General features: G+C 64.3%; 12 protein-coding genes. 6 read left to right on the top strand and 6 right to left on the bottom strand.

Annotated features, from left to right (window positions below; all coding sequences use genetic code 11):
• Nucleotides 1–148 precede the first annotated feature (148 nt).
• The 5 genes from K1X71_09120 to K1X71_09100 all read right to left on the bottom strand — a co-directional run bounded on the left by K1X71_09120 (nucleotide 149) and on the right by K1X71_09100 (nucleotide 9,361).
• Nucleotides 149–2,104 carry an acyl-CoA dehydrogenase family protein gene (locus K1X71_09120; protein MBX7073296.1) on the bottom strand — a complete coding sequence of 652 codons (1,956 nt, stop codon included), beginning with the start codon at nucleotides 2,102–2,104 and terminating at the stop codon, nucleotides 149–151.
• 269 nt (nucleotides 2,105–2,373) lie between these two features.
• Nucleotides 2,374–3,531, bottom strand: coding sequence for an acetyl-CoA C-acyltransferase (locus K1X71_09115; GenBank protein MBX7073295.1), 1,158 nt, complete (start codon nucleotides 3,529–3,531; stop codon nucleotides 2,374–2,376).
• A gap of 81 nt (nucleotides 3,532–3,612) precedes the next feature.
• A complete protein-coding gene (locus tag K1X71_09110; protein ID MBX7073294.1) occupies nucleotides 3,613–5,757 on the bottom strand; it encodes an enoyl-CoA hydratase/isomerase family protein in 2,145 nt (714 codons plus the stop codon).
• Between the two features lie 367 nt (nucleotides 5,758–6,124).
• A complete protein-coding gene (locus K1X71_09105; protein ID MBX7073293.1) occupies nucleotides 6,125–8,479 on the bottom strand; it encodes a HEAT repeat domain-containing protein in 2,355 nt (784 codons plus the stop codon).
• 36 nt (nucleotides 8,480–8,515) lie between these two features.
• Nucleotides 8,516–9,361, bottom strand: a complete 846-nt coding sequence (locus tag K1X71_09100) for a hypothetical protein (protein MBX7073292.1) — start codon at nucleotides 9,359–9,361, stop codon at nucleotides 8,516–8,518.
• Nucleotides 9,362–9,810: 449 nt separating this feature from the next.
• Here K1X71_09100 and K1X71_09095 point away from each other — a divergent pair, with 449 nt between their 5' ends.
• The gene (locus K1X71_09095) at nucleotides 9,811–10,746 is read left to right on the top strand and encodes a histone deacetylase (protein MBX7073291.1); all 936 of its coding nucleotides are present in this window, start codon (nucleotides 9,811–9,813) and stop codon (nucleotides 10,744–10,746) included.
• Between the two features lie 11 nt (nucleotides 10,747–10,757).
• The gene (locus K1X71_09090; protein MBX7073290.1) at nucleotides 10,758–11,387 is read left to right on the top strand and encodes a hypothetical protein; all 630 of its coding nucleotides are present in this window, start codon (nucleotides 10,758–10,760) and stop codon (nucleotides 11,385–11,387) included.
• On the opposite strand, the gene K1X71_09085 is transcribed toward K1X71_09090, so the two are convergent.
• Complete coding sequence (locus tag K1X71_09085; protein ID MBX7073289.1) at nucleotides 11,369–11,959, bottom strand: hypothetical protein; 591 nt, start codon at nucleotides 11,957–11,959, stop codon at nucleotides 11,369–11,371. The two genes, K1X71_09090 and K1X71_09085, sit on opposite strands and share 19 nt — an antisense overlap.
• Before the next feature lie 94 nt (nucleotides 11,960–12,053).
• On the opposite strand from K1X71_09085, the gene K1X71_09080 reads away from it, so the two are divergent.
• From K1X71_09080 to K1X71_09065, 4 genes are all read left to right on the top strand, one after another.
• The gene (locus tag K1X71_09080) at nucleotides 12,054–13,244 is read left to right on the top strand and encodes an acyl-CoA/acyl-ACP dehydrogenase (GenBank protein MBX7073288.1); all 1,191 of its coding nucleotides are present in this window, start codon (nucleotides 12,054–12,056) and stop codon (nucleotides 13,242–13,244) included.
• A 149-nt stretch (nucleotides 13,245–13,393) separates the two neighbouring features.
• Nucleotides 13,394–14,695, top strand: a complete 1,302-nt coding sequence (locus K1X71_09075) for a hypothetical protein (protein MBX7073287.1) — start codon at nucleotides 13,394–13,396, stop codon at nucleotides 14,693–14,695.
• Nucleotides 14,638–15,420 (top strand): class I SAM-dependent methyltransferase, encoded by a 783-nt coding sequence (locus tag K1X71_09070; GenBank protein MBX7073286.1) that lies wholly within the window; start codon nucleotides 14,638–14,640, stop codon nucleotides 15,418–15,420. The genes K1X71_09075 and K1X71_09070 overlap by 58 nt, the downstream gene beginning before the upstream one ends.
• A 25-nt stretch (nucleotides 15,421–15,445) precedes the next feature.
• Nucleotides 15,446–16,177, top strand: coding sequence for a class I SAM-dependent methyltransferase (locus tag K1X71_09065; GenBank protein ID MBX7073285.1), 732 nt, complete (start codon nucleotides 15,446–15,448; stop codon nucleotides 16,175–16,177).
• The last annotated feature ends 9 nt before the right edge of the window (nucleotides 16,178–16,186 follow it).

The following is a 16,186-nucleotide window of genomic DNA, read 5'->3' as shown; positions in this document are numbered from 1 at the left end:
GGGCGGCGGCCACGCGATGGCCGTGGCCGGATCCGCCGCGATTGCTCAATAAAACGACACGCTCAAGCGCCAAGGCCTGAGCGTGTCGCAAACTGCTGACTATCGCCTCACGTCGCAACTGGTAGTCTGTCGATTGCTCAACAGAACTCTAGTCTTTGTACGACATGAGGATTTCTTCCGGCGTGTAATCCGCGATCGGGCACAGCGCCTTCCAGCCGTCTTGCTCCGCGATGGTCTGGCCCAACTTGGTGACGCTGCGGAAGTAGCTGTCGGTCACGCGCTTGCCGGTGATCCGCCGCGCCAAGTCCTGGCAGGCGATGTCGGCCGCGTCGCGCAGCACCTCGTTCTGCTGTCGTCCGCCCCACAAGGCGGTGCACAGCATCACCACGGCGTCTTGCAGCCGCTGCGAGATCTCCGCCATCCGGCACTGACGATCCGCCAGCGCCAACTGGTACTTGCTCATGGTGCCGCTGATGTCCAGCGGCGCCTTTTGCAGGAAGTTGATGGCGAACTCGGCATGCGCCTCCAGCTTGGCGGGCAAGGTCGGCATGGCCGGCTTCGGCGCCCGCCGCAACCGCTGCGACATCATCCACTTGCCGTAGTTCATCATCGGGCCGCGCAGCGCCCACAGATGCGCCGGGTTGGCCATGCTCGGCTTCTTGATGCCGGCCGATTGCAGCGCCCGTCCGATCGGTTCGAAGAACTCGACGCCGTGCTGCTTGACCATGCTCTTGAAGAACGCCATGCCGAGCATTTCGCCTTCGCCCTCGTAGATGCACGGGGCGAGGAACTCGTGCACGTTGTCGCCAAACAGGTGACCTTCCAGGAAGCTGCGGCCACCGTGCGTCTTCATGAAGTACTCAATGGCGGCGTGCTTCTGCGCTTCGCTGCCAAAGATCTTGGCGATGATGCACTCCATTTCGCCGCGATAACCCTGATCCAGCAAGCTGGCGCACCACTCGACCAGCGCGTCGGAGGCCACAATCAGCCCCGCCAACGAGCCCAATCGCTTCTGCACCAGTTCGCGACTCGAGATCGCCTGTCCGTACGTCTTGCGGAAGCGGGCCCACGGTACCATGCCGATTAGCATCCGCCGCATCATGCCCGCCGCGTTGGCGCACAGCGACACGCGACCCAGGTTCAACCCGTGATAGGCGATGGTCAAGCCGTCGCCGCGCTTGGGTTGCAGCAGGTTCTCCGCCGGCACATGAAAATCCTTGAAGATGATGCCGCGGTTGTACGCGCCGCGGATGGCGTACAGGCCGTACTTCTTCAGCCAGAAGTTCTCGCTCTCCTGCTCCGGCAGATCGACGATCAGCACCGCCGGCTTGTCCTTGATGAGGCACACCAGGCCAATCGTTCGGCCCGGCGTCACATTGGTGATGAACAGCTTCTCGCCGTTCACCACATAATGGTCGCCCTGCAACTCCGCGCGGGTGTGGAGTTGCGTCAGGTCCGATCCGGCCCCCGGCTCCGTCAGCGCGAACGCGCTCAACCGCTCGCCGCTGGCCAGTTTCGGCAAGAAGCGCTGCTTCTGCTCGGACGAGCCAAACGTGCGCACCGGATCGACGGCGCCGATGCAACCATGCACCGAGGCCAGACCCGCCACCGTGGCTTCCAGCATCGCCATCTTGGTGATGAACGGCGCGAAGGCGGCGAACGGAGCCCCCGAACCGCCGTATTGCTTGTCAACCAACAGCCCCCAGTAGCCGGCGCCACCCAAATCGTTCAGGCAGGCGTCGGTGATCTTGCCTTCGTCGTTGTACAGCGTCTTGGCGTCGCGATGACGTCGGACCACGTTCATCGAGTCCGTCATCACCTTGTCGATTTCCGGCGCGACCTTGGTGGGCTGGCTCGCGAACAGATCGACCGGCAACTCCGCGTCCCATACCGCCCGGTGAATCGGGCTAGCGGTGGTGCGGAACTTGAACAAGTCCTCCACCTGATCGTCTGCCTTGTCGATCGCCCCCGTCCGACGCGCCTCCTCCGCGCTCTTGCCGCCGAGCTTCAAGGCCGTCTCGGCGAACGACTCCTTCTCCTCAACATGCGCGCCGTTGGCGCCTTGCGATTTCAACTCGGCATCCGCTTCGGTTCTGGTTGACATGTGCCTTTACCCTTGGAGTTTGCGGACAGAACAGACTCAAGAGGCCTCGCGGGGCGAGTTTCGAGAGCCGGTTGTGTCGCTGAGTAATAAAGCGAACGAGCCGTGCCACTACGCCAATTGGCGTAGGGCGCGGAACAAATTGGTTCACGGCCGCCGGCGGCGACCCCCTCAAGGAAACGGTCTATCGTAAGCTGACGCCGCCACGGCCACAATCAACCGGCCCTGGCGGAACCAGACTGCAAGTAAATTCGAGCGAGTCCCCCTACCAACTAGACTCGCTCGAAAATCGTGGCGATTCCCTGACCGACGCCGATGCACATCGTCGCCAGACCGGTGTTCGCGCCTCGATCGATCATGTTATGAATCAAGGTGGTGGCGACTCGTGCGCCGCTGGCCCCCAACGGGTGACCAATCGCGATCGCGCCGCCGCGTACGTTCACTTTGTCTTCGTTCATCTTCAGCATCCGCATGCAGGCCAATGCCTGCGATGCGAACGCCTCGTTCAGCTCGATCAGATCAATGTCTTCCAGCTTCATGCCCGCCCGCTCCAGCGCCTTCTTGGTCGCCGGCACGGGGCCGGTCCCCATCACCGCCGGATCGACGCCGGCGATGGCCGTCGCGCGAATCCGCACCAGCGGCTTCAGCCCCAGCGCCTTGGCCTTCTCCTCGCTCATCACCAGCATCGCCGCCGCGCCGTCGTTCAGCGGCGAGCTGTTCCCCGCCGTCACGGTCCCCATCCCCGGCACGAACGCCGGCTTCAGCGTGGCCAGCGACTCGGGCGTGCAATCGGGCCGCACGCACTGGTCAATTTCCAAAAGCATGCGCTCGCCGTTCTCGTCCTTGCCCCAGACCGGCACGATCTCTTTCTTGAACTCTCCCTTGGCATGCGCCGCGGCCGCCAGTTGATGCGATCGCGCCGCGAAGGCGTCTTGCTCCGGCCGGCTGATGCCTTGCGACATCGCCAAAAACTCCGCCGTAAAGCCCATGCCCAGCGCCCCCTTCGAGGTGCGATGAAACAGCTTGGGGTTGGGGTCGGCGCCGGCGTCCATCGGAAAATGCTGCATGTGCTCGAGGCCCCCCACTACCTGGCAATCTTCCGCCCCGGCCAATATCGAATGCACCGCCTGATTCAACGCCTGCAGCGCCGAGCCGCACAGCCGATTGACCGTCGTCCCGCCCGACTCGATCGGCAAACCCGCCATCAGCCCAATGCAGCGGGCGGCGTTCATGCCTTGCTCGCCCACCTGCTGGGTGTTGCCCATCACAATGTCTTCGATCGCCGTGGGGTCGATGCCGCTGCGCGCGACCAGCGCCTTGACGACCTGCACCGCCAGATCGTCCGACCGCACATCGCGGTAGGCGCCCTTGTCTTTGTGGGCGCGGCCCACCGCAGTTCGCACACAGTCGACAATCACCGCGTTCTTCATCGCTTCTCTCCACGCTCGGGCCGCGCGGCCCGCGAAAGTTTTCAAATTTTGTTGCGCAGTTGTTTTTTGCTCGGACTCGGTTTAGCCGTAGAAGCCGCGACCCTTGGCCGCCAGATCCAACAGCATCGGCGTTGGTTTGGCCCGCTCGCCCAGCGACTCCAGCGGCTTGAGCAACTCCACGATCTTGGCGGCGCCGATCTGATCCGCCCAGAACAACAGGCCCCCCTTGAACGGTGGGAACCCGGTGCCAAAGATCAGGCCCAGGTCCACATCGCGCGGGTCGCGCACCACCTTCTCTTCCAAAATACGCGTCGCCTCCAGCACCATCGGCAGGAAGAGTCGGTTCTGGATCTGCTCGGTGCTGAACTTCAGCCCCTGCGCCCGGCGATGCGGGCCGACGATGGTCTCTAGCTCGGGATCGACCTCGCCCTTTCCCTTCTTGCCGCCGCCGTACTTGTAGAAACCGGCGCCCGTCTTCTGGCCAAACCGCTTCTTCTCCACCATCGCGGCCAGGATCGGCGAGTTGACCACCCGATCCGGGAACGACTCATACATCACATGGCCGGCGTAAAACGCGGTGTCGATGCCCACCACGTCGTACAACGTGAGGGGTCCCATCGGCATGCCGAATCGTTGCGCCGCCTTCTCGATGGCGGCCATGTCGGCGCCGTCGAGCATCAGTTCCAGCGCCTCGTTCATGTATGGCAGCAACAGGCGATTGACCAAAAAGCCCGGCCCGTCATTTACCACGATCGGCGACTTGCCAATGCCCTTGGCGTACGCCACCGCGGTGGCCACCGTCTCGTCGCTGGTCTTGGGGCCGCGAATCACTTCCACCAGCGGCATCTGCCGCACGGGGTTAAAGAAGTGAATCCCGCAGAAGCGATCCGGATGCTTGAGTCCCTCGGCCAGTCGCGCGATCGGAATCGTCGACGTGTTCGTCGCCAGAATCGCCTCTGGTCCCAATAGTGGCTCAACCCGCGCGTACAGTTTCTTCTTGATGTCCGGGTTCTCGATCACCGCCTCGATGACCAGATCGCAACTCTTGAACTCGTTGTCCAGTGTGGTGGCGTTCACCAGCGGCGCGTTCTCCAGCATCTTCGGCCCGCTGGGGCCCTTCAGCTTCTTGTCGAACGACACCTCTTCCAAAATGCCGCGCACCCCCTTCTCCAGGGCCGCGGTCATCGCGTCGTTGATCGTGACCGGAATCTTCTTACGCACAGCGGCGGCGGCAATGCCCGCCCCCATGATGCCCGCCCCAAACACGCCCACCGACTTGATCGGCCGCGGCTTGATGTCGGTCCGGTCGATGCCGGTGTCCTTCTTGTTGCGGTCCATCAACAAGAAGACGTTGATCAGCGAGCGGTTGATCGGCGTGCCGAACAAGTCGGCCATGCCATTGGCTTCGGCCTCGCACGCTTTTTCAATCCCTTCGCCCGCCACGCCGACCATGGTGTTCAAGGCGGCGATCGGCGCCGGATAGTTCCCCTTGGTCTGACCGCTGATGAACGCGTTGGCCGTGACCGCCAAAAAGCCCAACTCGGTGCTGTCCAGCGGCAACGGACCGCTCCACGTCTCGCGATCCTTGAGATATTGCTTTGACTTCTGCTCCGCCCGCACCAAGCCAATTGCGGCGGCTTGCAGCTTGTCGGTCGCCACCACATCCGAAACCAGCCCCATGTTGTACGCCGTCCGCGCGTCGACCGGCTCGCCGCTGGCGATCATCTCGATCGCGTTCCCCAGACCGATCATCCGCGGCGCGCGGGCAGTCCCCCCCCAGCCAGGAATAATGCCAATCTTCACTTCCGGAAAACCAATCTGAGCGCGCCGGTCGTCGGCGATTAGCCGACGATCGCACCAGCAAGAAATCTCGGCGCCGCCACCCAGGCAGATGCCGTCGATCGCCGCCACGGTGACAAACGGCGTCTTGGAAAGTCGTTGAAATAGCTTGCGTCCGCCGGTGCACATCTCGTACACCTGCTCCCGCGTGATGTCTTTGGCCGCCGCGAACTCGGTGATGTCGGCGCCCGCAATGAACTGCCCCGGCTTGCCCGAACGAATAATCAGCCCGGCCAGGTCGGTCCGCTTTTCCAACTGGTTCAGGTGCGCGTCGAGCTCTTCCAGCACATGGCGCGAGAACACGTTGGCGCCTTTGCCGGGCGCGTCGAACGTCAGTTGGGCGATATCGGGCTCAGGAAACGATAGTTGAATCGTGGGTTCGCTCATGCGAAACGTCACCTTGCGTTAGAAGCGATCCGGGGCGGGAGTGCGTGGCACGCGCTAGGGACACCCTTGTTGCTTCGCCGGGCGCCGCGCGTGCGCGTCTTGACTGAGTTCGTTTATAGCACGCGCCCAAAGCCGCCGGCCAGCATCCAGCGCAACCAATTCCTTTTATAATGCCCATTGGAAATTTTAATGATATGCCGCCAAATGCGTGTTACAGCAAGCGCCGCTTGCCGACAAACGCCGCACTAATGCGGGGATCGCGCGGTCTCGCAGCGCTGTCGCGCCATCGGTATTGCGCTCACGTTGACTTGTCGCCTGCGCTTCGGCGGCGCGCAACGGCGCTCAGATAAATGACAGGCGCGGCCGCCTATTGCGCGGCGAACCGCCGCTTCCACCGCGCTACACGCTCGTCGCGCGAGATGGCGTCTGCTGGCTCATACGGAATCTCGTCCGCTAGCGTCTGCTCCAGCGCCAATAGCGCCGCCCGGCGGATGCTTTCTCGATCATCGAGCATCCGAGCTAGCGCCGCGGCGAACTGTGGATCGGCCAACTCACCCAGCGCTTGCGCCACCGCCAGGCGAATGTCGGCGTCGTCGCTGTGGCTGTATCGCTCCAGCGCCGCGCCCCCGGCTGGCTCGCCAAGCTGCGTCAAGCTGATGGCCGCGGCCAACCGCAACCGCGGGTCGTTCGACTCCAGCGCCACGAGCAGCGGCGACACATCCGTTAGTGGCCCGCACCGCCCTAGCGCCTGCGCGGCGGCCCGCGCCACGTCGGGCGAGTCGCTTAGCGCCGCCGCTAGCGCTGGTTCATGCGCCGGCAAGGGATGCGCGCCAAGATAGTCGCACGCCTCGCGCCGTACTTCGGCCTCCGTGTGCGCTAGTCCCGCATACGCCAATCGCATCGCCGGATCGCTCGTGCTGCCGCCGACGATCTTCCAGACGTTCAGCCACACTACCGCGTCGCGCTCGCGCGGCATGATCTCGGCCAGCCGCCGCAGCGCGAGCGGACCGGCCTCATCGACCGTCGCCAGCGCGGCAAGCTCGCTCGACGCACGCCGCCGCTCGTTTTGGTCGCCGTCCTGCATGCGCGCCAGTAGTACATAGCGCCGATCCAGCGCCGGCAACACCTCGCGATAGAGCGCCTCCGGCAACGGGGCGTCCGACAACCCGGCAACTGCCTCCAACGCCGGCAGCAGCGCCTCGCCCCCTGCGGCAAGTTCTTCGTTGATTGCGCGCTGTTCATCGGCGCCCTTGGCCAGCGCTAGGCGCTCCAGTAGTTCCCGCGTTTGTTGCAGTTCCTCGGCGCCGATCGCGCTATCGCCACGCCCTCGCCTCGCGCCCACGTCTGGCAACTGCGCCATCGGCGCGGCGCTCGCTAGTTGCGCTCGCAACTCGGCGATCATCTCCGCGCGGCGTTCCACCGGCGCCGTGGCCGAAAACAACTTCGCCTCCGGCCAGATTGCCGTCAGTCGCTCGGCCGCCCGCTGCCGCGTCACCAGCGCCGCATGCGCGCACGCCGTCAGCAAAATCTCTCCCCCACGTTCAAGCGGCCACTGGGCCACCGCCTCGACCACCGCCACCTCGACCTCGGGGCTTTGGTCCTTGAGCAGTTGCGCGGCCAGCACCTGCGCGTCGCGGCTCGGGGTCTTGGCGAGCGACGCCGCCACCGACTTGCGCACTCGCCACGAGCGATCGGTCGCCAATTCCAAAATTTCCTCATGCGCGCCGCTGGCCGCCAGAGCTTCGACCGCCGCCGCGCGGATCAACTCGCCAGAGTCCTTGAGCTGCGCGCGCAACAGCGACCGCGCCTGGTCGCTATCCACCTGTCCCAGCGCCCGCGTCGCGGCCAACCGCGCGCCAAAATCGGTGTCGGTGAGCGATGCCGCCAACATGTCCGCCGCCCCTTCCGGCGCGCAGGCGGCAATCGCCGCCAGCGCCGCTTTGCGCGTGTTGATGTCAGGATCGGCCCGCAGATCGCAAACCTCAATCGGCAAATCCTTTCCCCGCGCCGCGCAGTATTGCGCCGCCGCCTTGCGCGGCTCGACAGGCTTCGCGCGCGCCGCCTCGACGATCGCCGCCGCCGGTATCTCGATCGCTAGCTCGGTGGCCACCGCAATCGCCTCGGCGTGCGCGCCGCCGTCGTATCCTTCGCGTGCCGAATCGCAAAGCGGCGCCAACAGTTCCCAGTCGGCCGTCCCTTCGCGCTCGACGATCTCGCCCAGCGCCTCGATGGCGGCGCAGCGCCGATTGGTCTCCAACTGCGCGTCGCTGCCCACCGCCAACAAGCGCTCGCGCGGTACGACTTCGCCAATCCGCGCCAGTCCAATCACGGCGTCGGCCGCCGCGTATCGGTCGCTGCCGTCCGCCACCTGTCGCAACAGCGCGGCGTCTGGCGTTTTCAGCGCTTGCTCCAATTGCTCATGACGCCAGCGGTGTTCGGCGATTTTGCCGCCGGCGGCGGGCGGCGTTGGCCACCAACGTCCGGCGGCAAGTTGCTTGGCCAGCGCGGCGCTCGGTTCGGTCGGCGCGTCGGGTTGCGCGGCCTTGTCGACGGGTGGCTCCGCCGGCGCGTCGCTGGCAGCCTCGGGCGGAACATTCTTGTCCGTCGCGTCGGCCAAGCGCTTGAGGTCAGGCAGCGAACTGCAACCGGTCCAACAGGCGACCAGCGCCGCTATCAGGCAATGAGAAAAGCGCTTCTGGCAGGTTCGCTTGACTGAGGCCACGGCACATCCTTTTGCCTGGCTGGCGATCGCGGCACATTACCGCTCGTTCGACGATCTCGTTCCTCGGCGCTCCATCCTGGCCGACCGGCCCGAGGCTACGGAGCCGGCGGGCTGCATGCTCTTGGCCACCACTTTCGCGAGATTAGTGATCCACTCGTGCACTTCTGGTTGGCGTCCCGCCGGTGGATTCGTTTCGTCGGCGATTTGCTGCAATAGCTTTTGTACTTGTTGTCGCCGCTGCGCGTCGCGCACGCCCCCCCGCTCGGCGTGTCCCTGCACGCCAATCAAGGCCGCCACGCGCAACGTGTCATTGGTGTCGTTGGCGGGCAACTTGGGATCAAGGAACTTCAGCAACGTCGGCAGCGCCTCGGCGAGCGCCACCGCCCCTTGTCCGCGCGCGTTCGGCTCGGTCTGATTCAAATCGCCCAACATCAGCAAGGCGTTGTAGCGCACAATCGTGTCGTAGCCCGCGTCCTCTACGATTTCGGTCAACATCGGCAGCGCGATTTCTTTCACCAGCCGCGCCTGCGCGGCGCCTTGCCGATCTTTCAGTTTTTGCTTGAAGAGCGAGCGGATGGCCGGCAGTTTGTTGCGCAATTCGTACCGCGTGAGCTGGGCGAAATGCCACTTCCAATAGGCGTCAAAGGTTTGCTGATCGGCGACGGACCCACTGCGAACCATCGCCTCGGCCTGTGCCTTGGCCGCGCGATAGCCCCCTTGGGGCTCGGCGACCTGCATTTCTTTCCAGTTGGCCGGGCGCTTTGCCGCCTCCTGGGCAAGCGCGCCGCTGGCGCAGATCGTCAGCGTCCCAGCCACGGCCCATGAGGCCACACGATATGTGAAATGCGATCTCACCAAGAATCGACTCACGACTGCCGTCATGCTCGCTTGTTCCATCCGCGGCGATCTCGCCCGCAAGCGATTCGCCAAGTCGACGCGCAGCCCAAAGAATAAGCGCTGCCAGCGCCGAGCCAAAACTTCTGTTCCGATGCACCAAACTAGACGAGGGGCCGGAATTCTACTTGCCGCGGCGCGTTCTCACCAAGCCCGCCCCATTCGCCAACATGCTGGCGCTTTCTCCAGGCGGCAACGCCTTGTCGGCAAAGCACTTCCGTATTGGTCAGCCTATCCCGCCCCGGTCGCTGCTGTCAAGTTCCTGACGCTCTTGCCGGTAAGTGCCCCGCCAGTCTGAACCCTAAACCCGCTCGACAGTTGCGCATTGCCGTTGCGCGCGGGCCCCATGCCGCGAGCGCCATTGGGGGTCTGATACAATCGTCACCCATCCTACAGCCGACCCGTGCCGATCACGCTGGCCCCCACACGAGAATTGGGTGACCCTCCTCTATCAAGACCCGCGATTTCAAGAGCACGACACCGGGCGGCATCCCGAACGGGCCGAGCGCGTGCTCTATGTCGCGCGGCAGCTAGAACGCGTCGGCCTCGACCAGCGCTGCGTCCGACCCGTCTGGCCCGCCGCTTCGCTCGACCAGATCGGCCGCGCTCACGAACCCGCCTATATCGATTCGCTCCGCCGCTTCATCGAATCGGGACAGCGCCGGCTGGAAGCCGATACCGTTGTTTGTCCCGCGTCGTTCGACGTGGCGCTACTGGCGGCCGGCGCCGCCTGCGATGCCGTGCGCCGCGTTGTCGCCGGAGAAGATGCCACCGCCCTCTGCCTCGTCCGCCCGCCTGGCCATCACGCGCTGGCCGATAGCGCAATGGGCTTTTGCCTGTTCAACAATGTGGCCATCGCCGCGCGCCTGGCGATCGACGAACTCGGCCTGGCCCGCGTGTTGATCGTCGATTGGGACGTGCATCACGGCAACGGCACGCAGGCCGCGTTTTGGACCGATCCGGCCATCGGCTTCTTCTCGATCCACCGCTGGCCGTTTTACCCCGGCACCGGCGACCATGACGAAACCGGTTCTGGTCCAGGTCTCGGCGCCACCCGCAATCTGCCGGTCGGCTATGGCACGCCCCGCGCGGCGTATCTGGAAAAATTCCGCGCCGCGCTCGAAGACTTCGCCGGCCACATGCGCCCCGAGTTGGTGATTGTCAGCGCCGGCTTCGACGCTCACCGCGACGATCCGGTCGGCTCGCTCGACCTGGAGACTGAAGACTACATCGAACTGACTCGCATCGTCCGTGATGTCGCCGCCGTTCGCGCCGCCGGGCGGGTGGTCAGCGTGCTCGAAGGAGGCTACAACACGTCTGCGCTGGCCGGCTCGGTCGAACTCCACTTGCGCGAACTCTTGGCAACGGATTGAAGGATTTCTGTATGAGTCTGTTACCGGGGCTCCCTGGCCTGAAGAAGGGTCAGTTTGCAACGATACTCGCCGATCCGCCGTGGCGGTTCCAAAACCGCACTGGCAAAGTCGCGCCAGAGCACAAGCGCCTGCGTCGCTACCATACGATGGACATCGACGAAATCTGCGCCATGCCGGTTGAGGAGCATGCCGCCGCCAAGTCGCACCTTTATCTCTGGTGCCCCAATGCGCTGTTGCCTTGGGGCCTGCGCACGATGGAAGCCTGGGGATTCAAGTACAAAGGCAACATCGTCTGGCACAAAATCCGTAAAGATGGCGAACCCGATGGACGCGGAGTCGGTTTTTATTTTCGCAACGTCACCGAGTTGATTTTGTTCGGAATTCGTGGCTCGTTGCGTACGCTTCCTCCGGGTCGGCGGCAGGTGAATCTGTTCAAGACGCGCAAGGAAGAACATTCCAAAAAACCCGATCAGCTCTACGAAATCATCGAAGCATGCAGCCCGGCGCCCTATTTGGAACTCTTCGCGCGCGAGCGGCGCAAAGGTTGGACCCAGTGGGGCGACGAGCTAGACACCTACCTGCACACTCGGCCCATCCACAAGGCCTACAACGGGCATGCGCTTCAAAGATCGGCTCGATAGCAATTCATGCCCATGCCGACGAGCAGTAGCGGACACCCGCCGGCGCCGCCGCCATCGACTTTCGGAATCAGCTTGTCCCAATGCGTTGTCGAGTTGCCGTAGGCCGGTCCTTTGCCCAATTGCGCGAACAAGGTCTGCAACTCGCTCAATCGGGTGATGATGACCCCAATCGAAAGCACATGCAGATTGCGCAGCAGACGAAAGTTGTTCAGATCGCGGTCATAGAACTCGGTCTTGTTGTTCCATTCGACTTCAATGGCCACATGGTTCTTGAAGTTGTCGATCTTGTGCGTCGGGCTGGGCGTCTCCACTCCGTCCACCACAATGCGCGTGTCAAAGCGTTTTTCGCTCCAACCACGCTTCTGCAAGAATCCGTCCAGCCGCGCCGGAATCGGCGATCGGCCTCCTCCGGGCGTCAAAATTGCGGTCTTGGTGAGCCAGAACTCATCCAGGCAGGCCATCAGATCGTTCCACTCAGCGGGAAAATCCGTGGCCAACACCGCCGACGCATGTTCGCGCTCGTCGAAGGTGAATTTTCCTCGCAATGAACTTGGTATCTTGTCGAGTCCCATGCTGTAGCATGGTGTCCAACTCGATCCTCACCGTCAACCTTTGCAATGTTTGCCTTGCTTGGCTTCGTATCCTTCGCCTAACTACCAACCACCCATGCCAACCAATCTCACCACCGACGCCGCCGAACTGCTGGCCGATGTCGACGCCTTTTGCCAGGAGCTGCGCCCCGTTGAAGAGCTCTGCTACTTGGAGCATCGGCCCAACGACGAAATCATCCCCCTCGCCAAAAAATACAACCTGCTCGGCATGCCTGTCCCCGTCGAGTACGGCGGCCGTGGCGCCGGCGCCGTCGCCTATGCCCGCGCCCTCGTCCGCATCGGCCGCGAAGGGACCGGCGTCCGCACCTTCTTCTCCGGGCAGACCTCCATCGGCCAGTACCCGATCCTGCGCTACGGCAATGCCGATCAAAAAGAGCGCTACCTGCCGCGTTCGACCGCCGGCGAGTTCATCCTCGCCTTCGGACTCACCGAGCCAGACGCCGGCTCCAACCCCTTGGAGCTCACCACCACCTATCGCCGCGAGGGAGAGCACTTTCTGCTCTCGGGCGTCAAATATCTCATCTCCAATGGCAGCATTGCCAATGGCGTGATCGTCTTCGCCTATCCCGCCGACAAAACCGGCGACCAGCGCCGCATGAGCGCCTTCATCGTCGAGACCACCGGCAGCACCTTCGCCGCCGAAGAACTGCACTCCAAGCCGGGCATGTTCACCGCCAACACCGGCATGTTCGAGATGACCAATCATCCGGTCCCTGTCGCCAATCTCTTGGGGCAGGAAGGCGACGGCTTTCGCATCGCCATGGGCACGCTCGTCTCTGGTCGGTTGAGCGTGGCCTCTGGCTGTCTCGGCGTGATCGAAGATTGCCTGGCCGAGGCGCTCGACTACAGCCGCACCCGCCGCCAGCACGGCAAGGAGATTGGCCGTCATCAGCTAGTGCAGGAGCATCTCGCCATGATCGAAATGGGGCGCGCCGCCAGCGATGCGCTCGTCGAGCGCGCGGCCGAGGCCAAGCAGGCCAGCGATGCCAATCTGGCCGATCAAGCGCTGGCCACGCAGGCCGACCTGCAAGTGGCCAAGGCCAAGTTCTTTGCCACCAACGCCGCCTGGGACGCCGCCGACCGCGCGGTGCAAGTCTTCGGTGGCCGCGGTTGGTCAGAGCTATATCGCGTCGGCCGTCACCTGCAAGACGTGCGCGTCTGCCGCATCTACGAAGGAACCGACGAAATCATGAAGCTCAAGATTGCCTCGTCGCTCCTCGGCAAGGATTTTGCCGCCTTCAAATAGCGCGGGCCTTCAGCTCGCGCGGCGCTCTTCACCTCGATCGCGCACCTTCGCGCGACTCTCCAGCTTGCGCCGTCGGCAAATGATTTCTTTCCGGCAGAATGCCGATATTCGTTCACAAGCGCATCCATTCTCTCTTCGCCGGAAGAAACATGTCGCACAATCTGCTGGTCGTTTGCACCTATACCGCCGGGTCGCCCTACGAAGCCGAGGCTCGCCAGCTTGCCGAAACCGCCGCGCAGTTTGGCTATCCTATGCGCGCCATCGCGGTGCCCGAGCAAGGCGACTGGTGGCGCAACGTCGGCATCAAGCCCAGCTATGTGCTGGAAATGCTCGAGTCGCATCACGGCCCGCTGCTGTTTCTCGATGCCGATTGCCTCATCCTCCAGCCGCTCGACGAGTTGCTGGCCATGCTCGACCACTGCGACCTCACGGTCAAATATCGTCCTGGCAACTGTCTCTCGGCGCTGTTCAACGCCGCCGTCCTCCTGGTCCGCCGCACGCCAGCCACCACCACCGTGATTCGCACCTGGGCAGAGCGCGGCCGCGACTACGCCCATCTGCATCGCTTCTCCGAGCAAGGCTGCTTCGCCGAAGGCATGCTCTATGCCCAGCGCGAGCTGCGCTTCGCTCCGTTGCCCGAAAAGTTTCACATGTTTCCCGCCAAGCCGGCTGGCGGATCGCCCCCCGGCTGCGTGATCCTGCACAACAAAACCTCCAACAAGGTCCGCTCCACGGCGCTGCCTGCCACGCCGCCGGCGCAGCCTTGCCAGCTTGCGCCAGATGTTCACGTCGTCAGCGTCGGCCCCGCGCAGGCCGCGCAGGTCGTCGGTCTGCCAATGGCGGGCGTCCCCGCGGCGCAGCAAGACTTCTCCGAGTATGCCTCTCGCTTCGGCGTCGGCCGCTTCTGGTCGATCACGCCCAATGGCGCCGGGCACGATCCGCATCAAATCGAACATGCCAAGGTGCTGGCGATGCGCAAGATGTTCGCGCAGTTCCCGGTGGGGGCCCGCGTGATCCTTTGCGACCACGACACCGTGTTTCTTCGCAATCCGCAGCGACTCGCCGATGCCGTCCAAGGCGTCGATATGGCGCTGGCCTGGCCCGATGTTCCCGGCGCCTTGCCGCATACGCAAGCCATCGCGATTCGCCTCACCGATGGTTTGCGCGATCGCCTGCTGATCGATCTCGAGCGCACGCACGCGCGGCTATTGCACGAACACGTGCCCGGCGAGGCGTTGCCGCTGGCCTTGGCCGAAGTGGCCCGCCGCGCCGACGACGGCCTGCGCGTGGTCCATCTGCCCGGACACACGGTCGCCGACCTGGCCGAGGCCACGCCCGATACCGTGGCGTTGTCGGTGCGCGGCGAACTGAGCAGTATCACAGGAGAGACGACATGTCCCACGGTCTTCACCTCGCGAATGACGCTGCCGGCCACGGCGCTGGCTCACTAAACGTGACGCTCGTCGCGCCGACGCCCGGTCCGTCTGCTGCCGCGCCGGTCGCGCCGCTGGTGCAGCGCCCCACGCACCACACCCCCGCCAGCCGCGCGATTCCGCTGGCCAGCGGCCTGCGCTACGATCAACTCCTGGCCTACATCGCCGAGCGGCCCTCTCTCTCCATCCTGGAAATCGGCGTCGCCCGCGCCGCCAACACCATGCGGATGCTGGCCTTCGCCGATTGGCTAGGCGGCAAGCCGCGCTACACCGGCATCGACCTGTTCGGCTCGCTCACCGATCAGCAGTTCGAGCAGTCGTATTGCAGCGCCAACAAGCGCCCCATGTCACGCGACGCCACGCTGGCCAACCTGCGCCTACTGCTGGGAGACGACATCGCTGGCCGCATCGAACTCCTCGAAGGGCTCAGCCACAATGTCCTCCCCCGCTTGCTCGCCCGCGGGCGCAAGTACGACCTCATCTTCATCGACGGCGGCCACTCCTACGAAGATGTCTCCAGCGACTGGCTAAGCTGCCAACAATTGCTCGCGCCCGGCGGAACGATCGCCTTCGACGACTATCCCAATTGGGGCGTCGGCCCCACAGTGGCCGAGATCGACCCCGCCCGCTGGCAGGTGCGCGTGCTGCCGCAGCGCGACAGTTTCCAGAACCATCGCACCGACGAAGATCCCTCGCCCGTGCGGCATCATCAATTGGTCGAAGCGCGGCGCCGCGCCGGCTAAAGCGCCAGCGCCACAGGGGAAAACCATGACCTCACATTCCATCGCCGCGCCACGTTTGGATTCCAATAGCGCCGCGACCATCTCCTGGTCCACGCTCTACGGTCATCGCAAGCGCGCCGCGCGCCGCCTGGGCGACGTCTACGATCTGCCGCTTGCCAAGCGCGTCCGCGATCTGCTGCTGGGCGAACTCGGCGAACTCTCCAATACCGTCGCCCGACCCGCCGTGCTCGAGGTCGGCGCCGGCGATCGCTCGATGGGCCTGTCGATCGCCGAGCGGTTTCCGCTGGTCGGCTATCAATCGCTCGATATCGACCCCCAGGGCAACCACGACTATCACGATTGGAGCGAGGTCGATCGCCAGTTCGACGCGGTCTTCGCCTTCGAGGTCATCGAGCACCTGCCGATCGAGGCGATTCCTGGCTGGCTCGACCAGATCGCCACGCGGCTGGCGCCGGGCGGCCGCCTGTTGATCAGCACCCCCAACACCTATTATCCCCCCGCCTACCTGCGCGACGCCACGCATCGCACCCCTCTCTGCTACGACGAACTGGCCGGGCTCGTCTCCGCCGCCGGCCTGGAGGTCGATCGCGTGGTCCGCATCTATCACGATCCGGTGCATCGAAAACTGCTCAAGCGATTCGCCTTTGGCTGGCTGTTTCGCTTGCTTGGTTTCGACTATGCCCGGCAGATCGTGCTGGTCGCCCATCGCAGCGCCGAGCCGTTGTCCGCCGCAGTCGAGCACCGCGCCGCCGCCTGAGCCGACCGT

This window comes from Pirellulales bacterium, assembly GCA_019694455.1.
Classification (GTDB): Bacteria; Planctomycetota; Planctomycetia; order Pirellulales; family JAEUIK01; genus JAIBBY01.
The sequence above is the reverse complement of the archived record's forward strand: the minus strand, read 5'-3'. Positions and strand labels throughout refer to the sequence as shown.

Bases quoted from the DNA above. Each gene is read 5' to 3' on its own strand.
- K1X71_09120 (MBX7073296.1), bottom strand. From the start codon at position 2,104: ATGTCAACCAGAACCGAAGCGGATGCCGAGTTGAAATCGCAAGGCGCC.
- K1X71_09115 (MBX7073295.1), bottom strand. From the start codon at position 3,531: ATGAAGAACGCGGTGATTGTCGACTGTGTGCGAACTGCGGTGGGCCGC.
- K1X71_09110 (MBX7073294.1), bottom strand. From the start codon at position 5,757: ATGAGCGAACCCACGATTCAACTATCGTTTCCTGAGCCCGATATCGCC.
- K1X71_09100 (MBX7073292.1), bottom strand. From the start codon at position 9,361: ATGACGGCAGTCGTGAGTCGATTCTTGGTGAGATCGCATTTCACATAT.
- K1X71_09090 (MBX7073290.1), top strand. From the start codon at position 10,758: ATGAGTCTGTTACCGGGGCTCCCTGGCCTGAAGAAGGGTCAGTTTGCA.
- K1X71_09085 (MBX7073289.1), bottom strand. From the start codon at position 11,959: ATGGGACTCGACAAGATACCAAGTTCATTGCGAGGAAAATTCACCTTC.
- K1X71_09080 (MBX7073288.1), top strand. From the start codon at position 12,054: ATGCCAACCAATCTCACCACCGACGCCGCCGAACTGCTGGCCGATGTC.
- K1X71_09075 (MBX7073287.1), top strand. From the start codon at position 13,394: ATGTCGCACAATCTGCTGGTCGTTTGCACCTATACCGCCGGGTCGCCC.
- K1X71_09070 (MBX7073286.1), top strand. From the start codon at position 14,638: ATGTCCCACGGTCTTCACCTCGCGAATGACGCTGCCGGCCACGGCGCT.
- K1X71_09065 (MBX7073285.1), top strand. From the start codon at position 15,446: ATGACCTCACATTCCATCGCCGCGCCACGTTTGGATTCCAATAGCGCC.